12 protein-coding genes and 1 tRNA gene are annotated in these 15,764 nt (G+C 69.1%); 8 read left to right on the forward strand and 5 right to left on the reverse strand.

The genetic code is table 11. The annotated features are described in order from the left end of the window. Positions 1 to 11: 11 nt before the first annotated feature. Together ACEJ41_RS05355 and ACEJ41_RS05360 are read right to left on the reverse strand one after the other, a co-directional pair. Positions 12 to 290 (reverse strand): DUF4190 domain-containing protein, encoded by a 279-nt coding sequence (locus ACEJ41_RS05355; protein WP_374013755.1) that lies wholly within the window; start codon positions 288 to 290, stop codon positions 12 to 14. Between the two features lie 194 nt (positions 291 to 484). Further along, positions 485 to 2,017 carry an aldehyde dehydrogenase family protein gene (locus ACEJ41_RS05360; protein ID WP_374013756.1) on the reverse strand — a complete coding sequence of 511 codons (1,533 nt, stop codon included), beginning with the start codon at positions 2,015 to 2,017 and terminating at the stop codon, positions 485 to 487. 164 nt (positions 2,018 to 2,181) lie between these two features. On the opposite strand from ACEJ41_RS05360, the gene ACEJ41_RS05365 reads away from it, so the two are divergent. From ACEJ41_RS05365 to secF, 5 genes are all read left to right on the forward strand, one after another. After that, positions 2,182 to 2,258, forward strand: a tRNA-Arg gene (locus tag ACEJ41_RS05365). Positions 2,259 to 2,467: 209 nt separating this feature from the next. Further along, complete coding sequence (tgt, locus tag ACEJ41_RS05370) at positions 2,468 to 3,595, forward strand: tRNA guanosine(34) transglycosylase Tgt (protein WP_374013757.1); 1,128 nt, start codon at positions 2,468 to 2,470, stop codon at positions 3,593 to 3,595. 578 nt (positions 3,596 to 4,173) lie between these two features. Beyond that, on the forward strand, positions 4,174 to 4,509 hold the full coding sequence (gene yajC, locus ACEJ41_RS05375) for a preprotein translocase subunit YajC (protein ID WP_374013759.1): 336 nt from the start codon (positions 4,174 to 4,176) through the stop codon (positions 4,507 to 4,509). 58 nt (positions 4,510 to 4,567) lie between these two features. Next, positions 4,568 to 6,409 carry a protein translocase subunit SecD gene (gene secD / locus ACEJ41_RS05380; protein WP_374013760.1) on the forward strand — a complete coding sequence of 614 codons (1,842 nt, stop codon included), beginning with the start codon at positions 4,568 to 4,570 and terminating at the stop codon, positions 6,407 to 6,409. A gap of 16 nt (positions 6,410 to 6,425) precedes the next feature. Beyond that, positions 6,426 to 7,391 (forward strand): protein translocase subunit SecF, encoded by a 966-nt coding sequence (gene secF, locus ACEJ41_RS05385; protein WP_374013761.1) that lies wholly within the window; start codon positions 6,426 to 6,428, stop codon positions 7,389 to 7,391. 1,350 nt (positions 7,392 to 8,741) lie between these two features. Here secF and ACEJ41_RS05390 read toward each other — a convergent pair. Further along, positions 8,742 to 9,566 carry an inositol monophosphatase family protein gene (locus ACEJ41_RS05390; protein WP_374013762.1) on the reverse strand — a complete coding sequence of 275 codons (825 nt, stop codon included), beginning with the start codon at positions 9,564 to 9,566 and terminating at the stop codon, positions 8,742 to 8,744. Positions 9,567 to 9,659: 93 nt separating this feature from the next. On the opposite strand from ACEJ41_RS05390, the gene ACEJ41_RS05395 reads away from it, so the two are divergent. The 3 genes from ACEJ41_RS05395 to ACEJ41_RS05405 are packed head-to-tail and all read left to right on the forward strand — an operon-like array spanning position 9,660 to position 13,575. Then, a complete protein-coding gene (locus tag ACEJ41_RS05395; RefSeq protein ID WP_374013763.1) occupies positions 9,660 to 10,454 on the forward strand; it encodes an RNA methyltransferase in 795 nt (264 codons plus the stop codon). A gap of 26 nt (positions 10,455 to 10,480) precedes the next feature. Continuing rightward, positions 10,481 to 11,452: a phosphate/phosphite/phosphonate ABC transporter substrate-binding protein gene (locus tag ACEJ41_RS05400; protein WP_374013764.1), complete on the forward strand. Its 972-nt coding sequence runs from the start codon at positions 10,481 to 10,483 to the stop codon at positions 11,450 to 11,452. Then, entirely contained in the window at positions 11,449 to 13,575 is a 2,127-nt protein-coding gene (locus ACEJ41_RS05405; protein WP_374013765.1) for a putative bifunctional diguanylate cyclase/phosphodiesterase, read from the forward strand. The genes ACEJ41_RS05400 and ACEJ41_RS05405 overlap by 4 nt, the downstream gene beginning before the upstream one ends. A 98-nt stretch (positions 13,576 to 13,673) precedes the next feature. On the opposite strand, the gene ACEJ41_RS05410 is transcribed toward ACEJ41_RS05405, so the two are convergent. Then, on the reverse strand, positions 13,674 to 14,330 hold the full coding sequence (locus ACEJ41_RS05410; RefSeq protein ID WP_374013766.1) for an exopolysaccharide biosynthesis protein: 657 nt from the start codon (positions 14,328 to 14,330) through the stop codon (positions 13,674 to 13,676). Beyond that, positions 14,314 to 15,627 (reverse strand): hemolysin family protein, encoded by a 1,314-nt coding sequence (locus tag ACEJ41_RS05415; protein WP_374013767.1) that lies wholly within the window; start codon positions 15,625 to 15,627, stop codon positions 14,314 to 14,316. Before ACEJ41_RS05415 ends, ACEJ41_RS05410 begins: the two co-directional genes overlap by 17 nt. Positions 15,628 to 15,764: the final 137 nt, after the last annotated feature.

Below are 15,764 nucleotides of genomic sequence, written 5' to 3' on the forward strand. Positions count from 1 at the left end.
GGTGACGTCGCTCAGCCCAGTGAAACCAGCCAGGCCACGCCGCCCAGGAACAGGAACAGCACCAGCACGCCCACCAGCCAGGTCGCCACCGCCAGCCAGCCCAGCACCAGGCCGCCGATTGCCAGGCCGTCGCCATCCAGGTGCCCGGCGCTGTTGCGGATCTCCTTGCGGGCCATGTGGCCGGTGACGATGGCCACCACCGTGCCCAGGAATGGAACCAGGCTCCAGCCCAGGATGCCTGCGACGAGGCTGGTGATGGCGAGGCTGCTGGTCTGGCGGATCGGGTTCATCGCAGGGTTCCGGGACAGGGGGAGGCGCGCGATGGCCGTGCCACCCGGGCAGGCCGGGCGGCTGCGGAGACAGTGCGCACCGTGCGGGGCGTGATTATTCCAGAACCCGGCGGCGGCCGCGTGCGGGTGCGTATGCCGGGCCGGCGTCGCGTGCGTCCGCGGCCTGCCCGGTGCCGGGCAGGCACGGTCGTCGGCTACAGGTCGAAGCGGATGCCCTGGGCCAGCGGCAGCGAGTCGGAGTAGTTGATGGTGTTGGTCTGCCGGCGCATGTACACCTTCCACGCATCCGAGCCGGACTCGCGGCCGCCGCCGGTGTCCTTCTCGCCGCCGAAGGCGCCGCCGATCTCCGCGCCGGAGGTGCCGATATTGACGTTGGCGATGCCGCAGTCGCTGCCGGCCGCCGACAGGAACGCCTCGGCGGCCTTCAGGCTGGTGGTGAAGATCGACGACGACAGGCCCTGCGGCACGCCGTTCTGCATGGCGATGGCCTGGTCCAGGCTGGAATACTTCATCACGTACAGGATCGGGGCGAAGGTCTCGTGCTGGACGATGGCATCGCTGTTCTGCAGCCCGGTGATGATCGTGGGCAGGACGAAATGGCCGGGCCGGTCCAGCTTGCGCCCACCGGTCACGACGGTGCCGCCGGCGGCCGTGGCCTGCTCGATGGTGGCCAGGTACGCCTCCACCGCCTGCGCGCTGTTGAGCGGACCCATCAGGTTGGCGGTGTCCAGCGGATCGCCGATCTTGCCCTCGACCTGCCGGTAGGCCTTGACCAGGGTGTCGAGCACGGTGTCGTGGATCGATTCGTGCACGATCAGGCGGCGGGTGGTGGTGCAGCGCTGGCCGGCGGTGCCCACCGCGCCGAACACGATGCCGGGGATGGCCAGCTCCAGGTCGGCGGTCTGGTCCAGGATGATCGCGTTGTTGCCGCCCAGCTCCAGCAGGCAGCGGCCCAGGCGCGCGGCGACCTTCTGGTTGACGATGCGGCCGACCTGGGTGGACCCGGTGAAGCTGATCAGCGGCACGCGGGTGTCCTCCACCAGCGTCTCCGACAGCGCCGTGCCGGCATCGTTGATGAGGAAGAAGATGTCCGGGAAGCCGGCCTCCTTCAGTGCCTCGTTGCAGATCCTCATCGAGGCGATCGCGGTCAGCGGGGTCTTGTTGGATGGCTTCCAGATGCAGATGTCGCCGCAGATCGCGGCCAGGAACGCATTCCAGCTCCACACCGCCACCGGGAAGTTGAACGCGGAGATGATCCCGACCAGGCCCAGCGGATGGTACTGCTCGTACATGCGGTGGCCGGGACGCTCCGAATGCATGGTGTAGCCATACAGCATGCGGCTCTGGCCCACGGCGAAATCGGCGATGTCGATCATCTCCTGCACTTCGCCGTCGCCCTCGGCCTTGGACTTGCCCATCTCCAGCGCGACCAGCGAACCCAGTGCATCCTTGTGCCGGCGCAGCGCCTCGCCGCACAGGCGGATCGCCTCGCCACGGCGCGGTGCCGGGGTGGTGCGCCACACCTTGAAGGCCTCCTGGGCGCAGGCGATCACCGCCTCGTAGTCGGCCTCCGTGGTGGCCTGGACCTCGGCGATCACCTCGCCGGTGGTGGGGTTGGCCGGGCGCAACACGCCGGCGCCGGTGGCATCGGACCAGCGGCCGTCACCGAGGTAGGTGCCGGAATTGACGGCGCGCAGGCCCAGGGCCTGGAGCAGGGACGTGGACATGGGGTCTCCTCGGTTCGGGGTGTGGACGCACGGCCCCAAGGCATGCCGCCGAAGCGGGCGGGGCGACGTCCTTGCGTTTGCAACCATTCTAGCCCGGCACCCGTGAGGGCCTCCCGGCCGCAACATTGGCCGTGCCGGGGCGCCATGCGACAATCCGCGGCCGTGGCCCCGTAGCTCAGCTGGATAGAGCGTCCCCCTCCTAAGGGGAAGGTCGCACGTTCGAATCGTGTCGGGGCTGCCACTTCCCCCTGGACCCGAGCCGCGCTCGGCACCGGGCGGCTCCAGTGGGGCGCCCGCCGCCCCGGTGGGCCGCCCGCCGCCCCGGTGGGCCTGGCCCGGGCATCGTGCGGGCACACGACGTTGCGCGACCAGGAGCGCCCGGGCCGTTGAAGTGGCGGCATGCGCAGTGCCAATCGGCGACAATGCGCGCCCCGCACACCTCCCGGCTCGATGTCCCGACTCCAGTTCCAACTCCTGGCCAGCGATGGCGCCGCGCGGCGTGGCCGCCTGGCCTTTCCGCGCGGCACCGTGGAGACCCCTGCCTTCATGCCGGTCGGCACCTATGGCTCGGTCAAGGGAATCATGCCGGACCAGGTGCGCGCGCTGGGCGCGCAGATCATCCTGGGCAACACCTTCCACCTGTTCCTGCGCCCGGGCCTGGACGTCATCGGCGACCACGGCGGCCTGCACGGCTTCGCGCGCTGGGATGGGCCGATCCTGACCGATTCCGGCGGCTTCCAGGTGTTCTCGCTGGCGCACCGGCGCAAGATCACCGAGCAGGGCGTGACGTTCGCCGCCCCGACCGACGGCTCGCGGGTGTTCCTGGGGCCGGAGGAAAGCATGCGGATCCAGCACGTGCTGGATTCGGACGTGGTGATGATCTTCGACGAGTGCACGCCATACCCGGCCAGCGAGGACGTGGCCCGGCGCTCGATGGAACTGAGCCTGCGCTGGGCGCGGCGCTCGCGCGATGCGCACGACGGGCTCGGCAACGATGCGGCCCTGTTCGGCATCGTCCAGGGTGGCGTGCATCCCGAATTACGCGCTCGTTCGCTCGAGGGCCTGCAGGCGATCGGCTTCGATGGCTACGCCATCGGCGGCCTGGCCGTGGGCGAGCCGGAGCACGAGCGCAACGCCATGCTCGAGCACCTGCACCCGCGCCTGCCGGTGGACCACCCGCGCTACCTGATGGGAGTGGGTCGGCCGGAAGACCTGGTCGAGGCCGTGGCCCGCGGCGTGGACATGTTCGATTGCGTCATGCCCACCCGCAATGCACGCAATGGCCACTATTTCACCTCGTTCGGCACGGTCCGCATCCGCAACGCGCGCTACGAGCGGGACATGGACCCGATCGAACCCGGCTGCGGCTGCGTGGCCTGCAGTGGCGGCTATACCCGCAGCTACCTGCGCCACCTGGACCGCTGCAACGAAATGCTGGGGCCGATGCTCGGCACCCTGCACAACCTCTGGTACTACCAGAAGCTGATGGCGGACATGCGCGCGGCGATCGCGGAGGGGCGCTTCGAGGCCTTCCGCAGGGAGTTCCACGCGATGCGCGGGGCGGGGCAGGGCGGCTGACGGTCGCGGCGGCGACGGCAACGCGAAAGCGAAAGCGAAAGCGAAAGCATTGAGGGCGTGGGCTCCGGCGGGAGCCGCGATGCACCGGGTGTGCCGTGGCCGCTCGGGCGCACATCCATGTGCGCACTCGCTACCGCGGCCATCCATGGCCGCTGCCCCGACACACCCGGCACATCACGTCTTCTGCGCGCGTCCGGGGCGTGGCTTCTGCGTGGGGTTGGGAAGCCATGGCCTTCACGCTTGCGAAGGACGTCGTACCCCGGGTATCCGGGGCAAGCGGCACATGGATGTGCCGCGGCCGCGAGTGCGTACATGGATGTACGCCCGAGCGGTGACCCGGATACCCGGGGTGCGGCGGCCCCCGCCGGAGCCAGCGCACGCTTCTGCCCTTGCTTCGGCCTTGGCCTTGGCCTTGGCCTGTTCCGGCCCCGGGCCGTTGGCTGTGGGCCCCTCCGGCTCCCCGTGCCGCCCTCCGCGCTCAATTCCGGGCGGAAACATCCCGGCTCGGGCTTGCAATGGGTCGATCCCGCCCCTATGGCATAATCCACGGCTATTTTCCGCACCACACTGGAAGTCCCATGAGCCTGTTTGCCTCGCTGGCCCCGACCGCCGTCCTCGCTGCCGCCTCGCCGCAGGGCGGAGGCTTCGGCATGCTGCTGTTCCCGGTCATCCTGATCGCGATCATGTATTTCCTGATGATCCGCCCGCAGATGAAGCGGCAGAAGGAGCACCAGGCCATGCTCGGCAAGCTCTCGCGCGGCGACGAGGTGCTGACCAATGGCGGCGTGGCCGGCGTGGTCACCGACATCGGCGACAACTTCGTGACCGTCGAGGTGGCCGACAACGTCCGCCTGCGCGTGCAGCGGGCAGCCATCTCCAACGTGCTGCCCAAGGGCACCTTGAAGGCCGCCTGATCCTCCTGTCCCACCTATGAGCGTGGTCCTGCCTGGCAGGGCCGCGCGGGGTTCCGCAATGCTCGAGTTTCCGCGCTGGAAATATTTCGTCATCCTCCTGGTGCTTGCCATCAGCGCGCTGTACGCGCTGCCCAACGTGTACCAGAGCGACAATGCCGTGCAGATCACGGCCAACCGCGGCGCCAGCCTTGACGAGGCACTGCGCGCCCGGGTGCAGGCCGACCTGGAAAAGGCCGGGCTGACGCCCAAGTCCGTGGCCATCGAGGGCGACAGCCTGATGGTGCGCGTGCATGATCCCGAAGCGCAGACCGTGGCTGCCGACGTCCTGCGTGAGGACCTGGGCCAGACCCATACGGTGGCCCTGAACCTGGCCTCCAACGTGCCGGCCTGGCTGGACATGCTGGGTGCCAAGCCGATGGTCCTGGGCCTGGACCTGCAGGGCGGCGTCCACTTCGTGCTGCAGGTCGACCAGAACGCCGCGCTGGAAAAGCGCGTGGAATCCTACGTCGAGGACGTGCGCGTAACCCTGCGCGAGAACCGCATCCGCTACACCGCGGTGGATCGTCGCGCCGACAACAGCATCCACGTGTCGCTGGCCTCCGATGCCGATCCTGCGCGCGCGCGCGAGCTGCTGGTCAAGGCCATGCCCACCCTGGGCATCGACACCCAGGGCGGGCGCCTGACCGTGCGCATCCCGGAGACCGAACTGGCCCAGATCGCCGGGTCGGCGATCGAACAGAACATGACCACGCTGCGCAACCGCATCGACTCGCTGGGCGTGGCCGAGCCGATCATCCAGCGCCAGGGCAACGACCGCATCGTGGTGCAGTTGCCCGGCGTGCAGGACACCGCCGAGGCCAAGCGCATGATCGGCGCCACCGCCACCCTGGAATACCGCGCGGTGATCGACGGCAACGCCTATGACGCCCTGTCCACCGGCCGGGTGCCGCCGGAGGCCAAGGTGTTCCGCCGCCGCGACGGCAGCCCGGTGCTGCTGAGCAAGCGGGTGATCGTCACCGGCGACCAGATGGTGGACGCGACCAGCTCCATCGACCAGAACGGCCAGCCGGCGGTCAGCGTCACCCTCAACAACGTCGGCGGCGACCGCATGTTCGACTTCACCAGCCAGAGCGTGGGCAAGCCGATGGCGGTGGTGTACACCGAGCGCATCCCGCAGGTGACCATGGTCAACGGCGAGGAGGTGCGCAGCTTCCGGGTCAAGGAAGAGGTCATCTCGGTGGCCAACATCAACGGCGTGTTCGGCAAGAACTTCCAGACCACCGGCCTGGAAAAGACCGAGGCCGACGACCTGGCCAAGCTGCTGCGCGCCGGCTCGCTGGCCGCGCCGATGGACTTTGTCGAGGAGCGCATCGTCGGCCCCAGCCTGGGCAAGGAGAACGTGGAGCGCGGCGTGACCGCGGTGCTGTTCGCATTCCTGTTCACCCTGGTGTTCTTCGGGGTGTACTACCGCATGTTCGGCGTACTCACCGGCCTGGCGCTGATGTTCAACCTGCTGATCGTGGTGGCGGTGATGTCGCTGTTCGGAGCGACCATGACCCTGCCGGGCTTTGCCGGCCTGGCCCTGTCCATCGGCCTGTCGGTGGACGCCAACGTGCTGATCAACGAGCGCATCCGCGAGGAACTGCGCGCCGGGGTGCCGGCCAAGGCCGCCATCGTGGGTGGCTACGAGAAGGCGTCGGGCACCATCCTGGACGCCAACCTCACCGCCATCCTGGCCGGCGTGGCCCTGTATGCGTTCGGCACCGGCCCGCTCAAGGGCTTTGCGGTGACCATGGTGGTCGGCATCGTCGCCTCGATGTTCACCGCGATCACCGTGTCGCGTGCGCTTGCCGTGCTGATCTATGCGCGCCGCAAGAAGCTCAAGTCCCTGGCCATCTGAGGGAAGGAACCAGAACATGAATATCTTTCCCCTGACCCTGATCCCCCACGAGCCGCGCGTCGGCTTCATGCGGGTGCGCTGGGTGGCCATGGTGGTGGCGGCGCTGCTGCTGGTGGCCTCGATCACAGGCATCGTGGCCAATGGCTTCAACTACGCGCTGGATTTCACCGGCGGCACCGTGGTGGAAGTCCGGTTCGAGCACCCGGCCAACGTCGACCATGTGCGCGAACAGGTCGCGCGCGCCGGCTACGAGGGCGCCCAGGTGCAGAACTTCGGCAGCGGCAGCGACCTGCTGGTGCGGCTGCAGCCTCGCGACGGCCAGACCACCACCGACGCCAACAACCGCACCGCCCAGGAAGTGATGGAGGCGGTGAGCACGCCGGAGAACAAGGCCACCCTGCTGCGCACCGAGTTCGTCGGCCCGCAGGTGGGCAAGGAACTGGCGATGAACGGCCTGTACGCGGCGATCTTCGTGGTGGTCGGCTTCCTGATCTACATCGGCTTCCGCTTCGAGTTCAAGTTCGCGGTGTCGGCCACCCTGACCACCATGTTCGACGTACTGGTGGTGGCTGGCTACTTCGCCTGGAGTGGGCGCGAGTTCGACCTCACCGTGCTGGCCGGGTTGTTGTCGGTAATGGGCTTCTCGATCAACGACACCATCGTGGTGTTCGACCGTGTGCGCGAGAACTTCCGCAGCCTGCGGGCGGACCCGGACGAGGTGTTCGACCGCTCCATCAACCAGACCCTGTCGCGCACCATCATCACCTCGGTGGTGTTCTTCCTGTCGGTGCTGGCGCTGTACCTGTACGGCGGCGGCTCGCTGGAAGGGCTGGCGCTGAGCCAGATGATCGGCGCGGTGATCGGTACGCTGTCCTCGATCTTCATCGCCTGTCCGCTGCTGACCCTGGGCTTCCTGAGGGTCACCAAGCAGGACCTGCTGCCCAAGGCCAAGGACGAAGCCGAACTGGCCCGCCGGCCGTAACGTCGCGCCACGCCGCGAACGAGAAGCCGCCTCCGGGCGGCTTTTTTCGTTGCATCTCCCAAGGGCGGGATGTGCGCTGCCGCGAGACAAGGGGGCGCACTGGGTCCACCATCTGGATGGTGAGCACAAATTGAGGCGGTGGATGTTGTTGGCTTCGGAGGGAGCCGTGGCCTGTCGAAGCCAGGGCGGAGGGATATCGGCTTCGGAGGGAGCCGTGGACGTGCGGGTGTGGCGTGACCGCTCGGGCGCACATCCATGTGCGCACTCGCTACCGCGGCCATCATGGCCGCTGCCCCGACACACCCGCACGCCCACGTCTTCGGCGTGCCGATGCCACCTCCCCGTCGTAGGAGCCGGTCTTGCCGGCGACCGCGGTGCTGGATGGCGTGTAGCGATGCTGCGGCCCGTCACAGGCCGCGTCATTGCTGGACGCCGCACGGCACCGCGTCACGTCACCTGCGCCACACGCCGCACTACCCCGCGGTCGCCGGCAAGGCCGGCTCCTACAGGAGTGCAGCGGCACCACGTTGGTGAGGGGGGATACACGGTTCGCATCCACCGTGGTCGTTGCCGCCGCAAACGTTGCCGCGCCATCGATACACCGATGGATGTCGTCCGGCTGTGGGGATGGGGCAAGCTGCGTCTGTCGGCTTGGGATCACGACCTCGAGGCGGTGGGTGTTGTCGGCTCCGGAGGGAGCCGTGGGCGTGCGGGTGTGGTGCGACCGCTCGGGCGCACATCCATGTGCGCACTCGCTACCGCGGCCATCCATGGCCGCTGCCCCGACATACCCGCACATCCACGTCTTCGGTGCGCCTGTGCCTCATCCCCGTTGTAGGAGCCGGTCTTGCCGGCGACCGCGGCGCGGTGTGGTGTGTCGCGATGCCGCAGCCTGCATCGCGGTCGCCGGCAAGGCCGGCTCCTACACGGGTGCAGCACACGTCGGTGATGGGATGCACGGTTTGCGTACGCCGTTGCCGCCGCAAACGATGCCGCGGCATCGATACACCGATGGACGTCGTCCGGCCGGGGGGATGGGGCAAGTGGCACATGGATGTGCCACGGCCCCGAGTGCGCACATGGATGTGCGCCCGAGGGGTGCGCCATCCCCCCGGTCGGACGACGGCCCCCTCCGAAGCCATACATCACAGGCGCACTTGCTCATGCGCTCAAAGGCTGCACCCTTCGCCGGGCATGGTGGCCACGTCTTGGGCAGGCGCTGATCCACTCCGGCAGCCCCGTTTCGCGCAGCGGGCTGGTTCGCCTTCGAGGAGCCGGCCCCGTGCGTGTATGCCTCGTATGTGCCTTGAACCGACGGGGTCCAGCGTCACGCCACGCAGGGCAGGTGGTTCAGTCGAACGCCTTGGCGTATCCGGTGTTGACCACCAGCTTCTGCAGTTCGTCGGCAACCTTGACGTTGGCGGCGATCACCTGCCGCGCCTCCGGGCCGCGTTCGTCCAGGCGGGCCAGCGCTGCGCCGCGGTAATCGCAGACCCGACCCCCGGCCTCGCGCACCAGCAGCACCCCGGCGGCGATGTCCCAGACCTTCAGCCCAGCCTCGAAATACGCATCCAGGCGGCCGCAGGCCACGTAGGCCAGGTCCAGCGCGGCCGAGCCGGTGCGGCGCACGTCCTCGGCAGTGGTCAGCAGCGAATCGACGCACTTGAGCTGGGCGCTGGCGCGGGCGCGCTCGCGCGGCGGGAAGCCGGTACCGACCTGTGCGCCAGCCAGGTCCTTGCGGTCGGCCACCCGGATCTTCTTGTCGTTGAGCAGCGCGCCGGCACCGCGGCTGGCAGTGAACAGCTCGTTGCGCAGCGGGTCGAAGATCACCGCGTCGGTCGGTTCGCCGTTCTCCACCAGGGCGATCGACACGCAGTAATGGGGAAACCCGCGCAGGTAATTGCTGGTGCCATCCAGCGGATCGATCACCCACTGGAAGCGGCCCTGGCGACCCGGCTGGTGGCCACCTTCCTCGCCCAGCACCCCGTAATCGGGGTAGGCGCGGCGCAGCTCCTTGACGATTGCCAGTTCGGCATCGGCGTCGACTTCGCTGGCGTAGTCCATGCGCTGCTTCTGGACCACGGTCAGGGCGTCCAGGCGGTTGATGCTGCGCAGCAGGACATTGCCGCCGAGGCGGGCGGCCTTGACCATGACGTTGACGGCGGGCTTGAGCATGGCAAAGGTGTCCCGTGGGCAGGGCCGGGTGAGGCGGGCGAAGGAAAAGAGCAAGCCGGCGCGAGGCCGGCCGCGCAGTTTACCATTTGCGTCATGTCTACTTCCGCACCGCAAGGCCCGGCTGGCCGCATCCGCATCGTCCTGGTCGGCACCCAGCATCCGGGCAACATCGGCGCAGCCGCGCGCGCACTCAAGACGATGGGCCTGTCGCAACTGGTCCTGGTGGCGCCGGAGAAACCGCTGGACGATGCCGCCTACCGGCGCTCGGCCGGGGCCGAGGACGTGCTGGGCAACGCGCCGCAGTACGCCACCCTGGCCGAGGCGGTGGCCGACTGCCGCCTGGTGCTGGGCTGCACCGCACGCAGCCGGCGCGTGCAACTGGAGCAGCTGGAGCCGGACGTGGCCGCCGGACGCCTGCTGGAGCTGGCCACGCAAGGCCCGGTGGCGCTGGTGTTCGGGCGCGAGCGTACCGGGCTGACCAACGAGGAACTGCAGCTGTGCCATGCGTCGGTCCACATCCCGTCCGACCCTGCGTTCAGTTCACTCAACCTGGCTGCCGCGGTGCAGGTCCTGGCCTATGAGGTACGGCGTGCGCTGCTGCGGTCCGTGCCGGTGGCGGTGCCGGCATCGAGCGGTCCGGACGCGCAGCCGGCCACGCACGAACAGGTGGAGGGGTTCTTCGCCCAGCTCGCGCACACCCTCGAGGACATCGACTTCCACAAGGGGCGGGCGCCGGAATCGGCCATGCGCAAGCTCAGGCGCCTGTTCCTGCGTACCGACCTGAGCGTGCATGAAGTGCGCCTGCTGCGCGGCGTGCTGGCCGATGCCCAGCGCATGGCCAGGCTGGCAACCGAGGCCGGCCACGGCCCGTCGCAGGTGTCGCCCTGAACGGCTTTGGGCTAGGCTGCGCGGATATGAAGCGGGTAGGCCTTTGGTCCGGCGTGCACAGGAGTATCCAGGCCGTTTTCTGGACGCTGCTGGCCGCCCTTGTGGCGGCACCGGCACAGGCGGCCGGTCAGGCGGCTCCTGGCGCCGACGTCGACGATGCGCATGTACTGGTGCTGGGCCGCATCAGCGACGATCCGCGCTCGGATTACGACCCGCTCAAGGCGTTGCTCGATTATGTTGTCCCGCGCATGCGCGAGGTCGGCATCACCGAGGGCCGGGTGCTGATGGCCCGCGATGCCCGGCAGATGGCCAGCTACCTGCGCCGCGGCCGGGTGGACTGGGTGACCGAGGCGGCGGGCACCGCGGTGCAGTTGCAGCAGCGTGCCGACGCGCGGCTGCTGCTGCTGACCGAGCGCAACGGCACCAGCCGCTACCGCACGATGTTCTTCGTCCACCGCGACAGCCCGATCCGCAACCTGTCCGGTTTGCGCGGCCACACCCTGGCCTTGCAGGACCCCGGCTCCACCAGTGGCTACCAGGTACCGATGATCACCCTGCTGGACAACGGCCTGGTGCCCGGAATCCTGGCCGGGCCTGGCGACCGCCCCGGCGCCGACCGGGTGGGCTACCTGTTCGCGCGTTCGCAGCTCAATGTCGCGGTGTGGGTGCACAAGCGCATGGTCGATGCCGGCGCGATCAGCGACCTGGACTGGAATGATCCGGCGCGGGTGCCGCCGGCGTTCAAGCCCAGCCTGCGGGTGGTGCACCAGACCGATTCCTACCCGGGGGCACTGGAACTGGTCGGACCGGGCATGCGCCCGGAAGTGGAGGCGCGCCTGCGCCAGGTCCTGCTGCAGGCAGCCGAAGACCCCGCCGCCGCGCAGGCGCTGGAAAAGTTCTTCGACACCTCGCGCTTCCTGCCGCCGGACGAAGACACCCGGCGCTCGCTGGCGAACCTGCGCGAGGGCATCGCGCGGGTGAACGCGGAGGTCGAATGAAGCTCCGGCTCGGCCTGCAGGCCCGCTTCCTGCTGGCCATGGCCGTGGTGCTGGCCGTGGTCGTGGCGTTGCTCGCATTGCTGCTGCACCGGCAGGGCCAGTTGCACGCGGAAACCGAGGCCCTGGGCAACGACACCGTGCACCAGATGGTCGAGGATTACCTGCATTCGCGCGGACATGCAGTGGCCGAGCACCTGGCTGTGATCCTGGCCAATCCGCTCTATTACCAGGATCTGGAGGCGATTGGCCGGATCCTGCGCGACAACCGCCGTGGCGACCTGATCCACTACCTGCTGGTGTTCGACCGGGAGGGGCGCCTGGTCCACGACGGCACCACCGAGATCGATGGCTACGGCTGGCGCATGGACGACCCGTTGGCAGCCGGGGCGGTGGCCGCCGAGCAGACCCTGAGCCAGAGTTCGCCGCAGGTGCTGGAGGTATCGGCACCGATCCGGGTGGGAAGCGAGCGTATCGGCGGGGTCCGCGTGGGCCTGTCGATCCCGGTCGCCTATGACTACGAGCAGCGCAATACCGAGCGCCTGGGCGCCAGCATGGAGGAGCTCGCGCGCCGCTACCGGGAGTGGCTGGCATTGATGCTGCTGATGCTGCTGGCGGTTGCGCTGCTGGCGGCCATGTACGTGCAGCGCACCCTGGTGCACCCGATCCGCAAGCTTGCGGCGGCGGCCCGCCGGATCGAGGCCGGCGACTACAGCGTGCAGGGGCAGGGCAGCACCCGCACGGACGAACTTGGCGAGCTGGTCCGCGCCTTCGACCGGATGAGCGAGAGCGTGGCCCGGCATGACCGCGACGTGCGCCGAATGGCCTATACCGATGCGCTCACCGGCCTGACCAACCGGCTCGCATTCCGCGAAAGCCTGGATCATCGGCTGATGGCCTTGCGTGGCTCCGACCACCAGCTGGCCCTGCTGTTTGCCGACATCGACGATTTCAAGCGGGTCAACGACACCCTCGGGCACGAGGCCGGCGACGAGGCCCTGCTGCAGTTTTCCGGCCGGATCCGCGACGCGGTTGAAAAGTACGGCGGCCCGGATGCGTTGCTGGCCCGCTTTGGCGGCGACGAGTTCGTGATCCTGGTCCAGGAGGGCGACGTGCGTGCCGCCGCGACCCGCCTGGCCGAGGCGCTGGTGGCCGAGCTGCGGCGGCCGCTGGACATCCAGGACCGGCAGGTGTTCCTGGGCGCCTCCATCGGCATCACCCTGTTCCCCGAGGACGCGTCCAGCGCCACCGCGCTGATGAAGAATGGCGACATCGCCATGTACCAGGCCAAGGTTGCGGGCAAGAGCGGTTTCCGTTTCTACAGCCGGGCCATGGACCATGCGGTCGAGCGTCGGGTGCACATGGAACAGGAGCTGCGCGGCGCGTGGGAGCGTGGCGAGCTGAGCGTGGTCTACCAGCCGTTGTGCCGCACCAGCGACGGCCGGGTGGTCGGCGCCGAAGCGCTGCTGCGCTGGCAGCATCCGATGCTGGGGACGATCGCCCCCTCGGTGTTCATCGACGTGGCCGAGCAGAGCGGCCTGATCGAGCAGATCGGCCCGCAGGTGCTGCTCACCGCGTGCAGCGAGGCGGTGCGCTGGCTGCCCCGGGCCGACGGCGAGCGCCCGTTCGTCTCGGTCAACGTATCGCCACGGCAGCTTCGGCGCGGCGACCTGCCGGACATGGTGGCCCGCTGCCTGCGCGAAACCGGCCTGCCGGCGTCGTGCCTGCACCTGGAGCTGACCGAGACGTCGGTGATCAGCGACGAGCTGCAGGCCTCCGCCTTGCTGGCCCGGCTGCACAGCACCGGGGTCAAGGTCTGGCTGGACGATTTCGGCACCGGGTTCTCCGGCCTGAGCCACTTGCGCCGGGTGCCGGTGGACGGGGTGAAGATCGACCGCAGCTTCGTGGCCGACCTGCAGCGCGACCCGGACGACCTTGCCCTGACCACGGCCATCATCGCCATGGCCCACTCGCTGGGGATCACGGTGGTGGCCGAAGGCGTGGAGAAGGAGGTGCAGTACAACCTGCTGGTCGAGCGCGGCTGCGACCTGGTCCAGGGCTACTGGCTCAGCCACCCGATCAGTGCAGGCGAGTTCGCCCACCTGCTGGCCCAGGGCGTGCGCTGACCGCCACCGGGCGGCCGCAGCCGCCCCTCGCTAGCCTCCGCGCCGCAGTTTGTTGGCGCGGGCTTCCGGCGCTCGCGGGCGCGCGATGCCAGCGCCGATCACGCCGGCCACAGCCGCTGCCAGGCCTGCGCCAGCAGCTCGGCAAGCGACTCGGACAGCAGCCCCATCGCCAGCAGGCCGCCAAGGGTGGCCACCCACAGCACCAGCAGCAGGGCGCCGTCGCGTTCGATCAGCGCCAGCGCATAGAACAGCAGCACCCCGGCGAACAGGTAGTTGGTCATCGGCAAGGGCAGGGCCAGCAGGATCCCCAGCACGACCAGCAGCAGCCCGGTGAATGCGTTGGCCAGGCGGTTGCCGACCAGCAGCGGAAGCCGCGGGCGTACCAGATGCTCCAGCCGCGCCAGCCAGGGCGCGATGCGGTCGCCGAACCGGACCAGGGTGCGCCGCCGCGGTCCGCGCCGGCCGATGAAGCGCGGCAGCCATGGGCGCGCCAGGCCCACCAGCAACTGCAGTCCGATCAGGATCACCAGCGGTCCGCCCACTGCGCCACCGACCCCGGGGATGGGCACGAACCCGGGCAGGATGGAGACGAACAGGAACATCCCGAAGGCGCTGCGGCGCAGGCCGGTGAGCAGCGTGTCCAGGCTCAGCAACTGGTCCGGGTCGCCTTCGGTGAAGGCTTGCAGCCGGCGCATGATGCCGCCACCCACCGGGGTCCCGGCGGGCGGCGGGTTCCGCTCAGATGGCGAGTTCATTTTCCGGCGTCGATACGCGGGTGAGCAGCAGCTTGTCCACGCGCGCGCCGTCCAGGTCGACCACCTCGATGCGCCATCCCGCCCAGTCGAAATGCTCGCCCACGTGCGGGATGCGGCCGAAGTGGGCAATGCACATGCCGGCCAGGGTGTGGTAATCGCCATCCTCGGCGTCCGGCAGCGCGGCGCCGTCCATCAGCTCGCGCAGGTCCTCGGTTGGCAGGGTGCCGCCCACCAGCAGCGAGCCATCGTCGCGGGTGATCACCAGTGCGTCCTCGTCGGCGTTCTCCACCGCCTGCAGGCGGCCGACGATGGCGCCCATCAGGTCGCTGATCGTGACCAGGCCCTGGATCTCGCCGTACTCGTCCACCACCAGCGCCAGCGACTGCTGTTCCTCGCGGAAGATCTCCAGCAGCTTCATCGCGTGGGTGGACTCGGACACGAACAGGGCCGGGATCAGCTGCGCAAACAGGCGTTCGGCCAGTGACACGCCCGGCACGTGCAGCAGGGTCTTGACCTCCAGCACGCCGGCCACGTCCTGGTCGCTGCCGCGGTAGACCGGATAGCGCGAGAACCGGCTCTCGCCCATGGTCTCCAGGTTCTCTTCCACCGGCGCGGCGCTGTCCAGCCAGGCAATCCGGTTGCGCGGGGTCATCAGGCTGGCGGCGGTGCGGTCGCCCAGGCGCATGACCCGGTTGACCATGTCGCGCTCGTGGGCGTCGATCACGCCCTGCTCGTGGCTCTCGGCCACCAGCATGCGGATTTCCTCTTCGCTGATCGTGCTGGCCTCGTTGCCGCCCAGGCCGATCAGGCGCAGCACCAGGCGGGTGCTGTGCGACAGCAGCCACACGAACGGGAACGCGGCCCGGGCCAGCCAGCCCATCGGCAGGGCGACGAATCCGGCAATGCGCTCCGGCGCGGTGATCGCCACGCGCTTGGGCACCAGCTCGCCGAACACCAGGGTGAGGAAGGTGATCATGGCAACCGCCACCAGCTTGCCGATGGTGGCCGCGTACGCCGTCAGCGCCGGGATCGCACCGGCGATCCAGTCGCCGATGGCCAGGCCGATGGCCTCGCCGCCGAACAGGCCGGTGAGGATGCCGATCAGGGTGATGCCGATCTGCACCGTGGACAGGAAGTTTTCCGGTCGCTGCGCCAGCGCCAGCGCCTTGGCCGAGCGCTTGCTGGCCTGGGCCAGTTGCTTGAGCCGGCTCTTGCGCGCGGTCATCACCGACATCTCCGACATGGCGAAGAAGCCGTTGACCAGGATCAGCACGAGGACGATCACCAATTCAGCCACGGCGACAGGCCCCGCGGCATGAAGGGAACGGGCGGCGGCCGGCGCAGGTGGCGCGGCGGCACGGCAGTGGGGAAGTCGGGTCGTCCATAGGTTGCGCCCAGCGGGCGCGGCGGCATCTTAGCAAACCGGCGGCGGCC

Source organism: Pseudoxanthomonas koreensis (assembly GCF_041890415.1).
Lineage (GTDB): Bacteria > Pseudomonadota > Gammaproteobacteria > Xanthomonadales > Xanthomonadaceae > Pseudoxanthomonas > Pseudoxanthomonas koreensis_A.

Excerpts from the sequence above, each read along its gene's own strand:
- ACEJ41_RS05355 (WP_374013755.1), bottom strand. The coding sequence starts at position 290 with ATGAACCCGATCCGCCAGACCAGCAGCCTCGCCATCACCAGCCTCGTC.
- ACEJ41_RS05360 (WP_374013756.1), bottom strand. The coding sequence starts at position 2,017 with ATGTCCACGTCCCTGCTCCAGGCCCTGGGCCTGCGCGCCGTCAATTCC.
- tgt (WP_374013757.1), top strand. The coding sequence starts at position 2,468 with ATGTCCCGACTCCAGTTCCAACTCCTGGCCAGCGATGGCGCCGCGCGG.
- yajC (WP_374013759.1), top strand. The coding sequence starts at position 4,174 with ATGAGCCTGTTTGCCTCGCTGGCCCCGACCGCCGTCCTCGCTGCCGCC.
- secD (WP_374013760.1), top strand. The coding sequence starts at position 4,568 with ATGCTCGAGTTTCCGCGCTGGAAATATTTCGTCATCCTCCTGGTGCTT.
- secF (WP_374013761.1), top strand. The coding sequence starts at position 6,426 with ATGAATATCTTTCCCCTGACCCTGATCCCCCACGAGCCGCGCGTCGGC.
- ACEJ41_RS05390 (WP_374013762.1), bottom strand. The coding sequence starts at position 9,566 with ATGCTCAAGCCCGCCGTCAACGTCATGGTCAAGGCCGCCCGCCTCGGC.
- ACEJ41_RS05395 (WP_374013763.1), top strand. The coding sequence starts at position 9,660 with ATGTCTACTTCCGCACCGCAAGGCCCGGCTGGCCGCATCCGCATCGTC.
- ACEJ41_RS05400 (WP_374013764.1), top strand. The coding sequence starts at position 10,481 with ATGAAGCGGGTAGGCCTTTGGTCCGGCGTGCACAGGAGTATCCAGGCC.
- ACEJ41_RS05405 (WP_374013765.1), top strand. The coding sequence starts at position 11,449 with ATGAAGCTCCGGCTCGGCCTGCAGGCCCGCTTCCTGCTGGCCATGGCC.
- ACEJ41_RS05410 (WP_374013766.1), bottom strand. The coding sequence starts at position 14,330 with ATGAACTCGCCATCTGAGCGGAACCCGCCGCCCGCCGGGACCCCGGTG.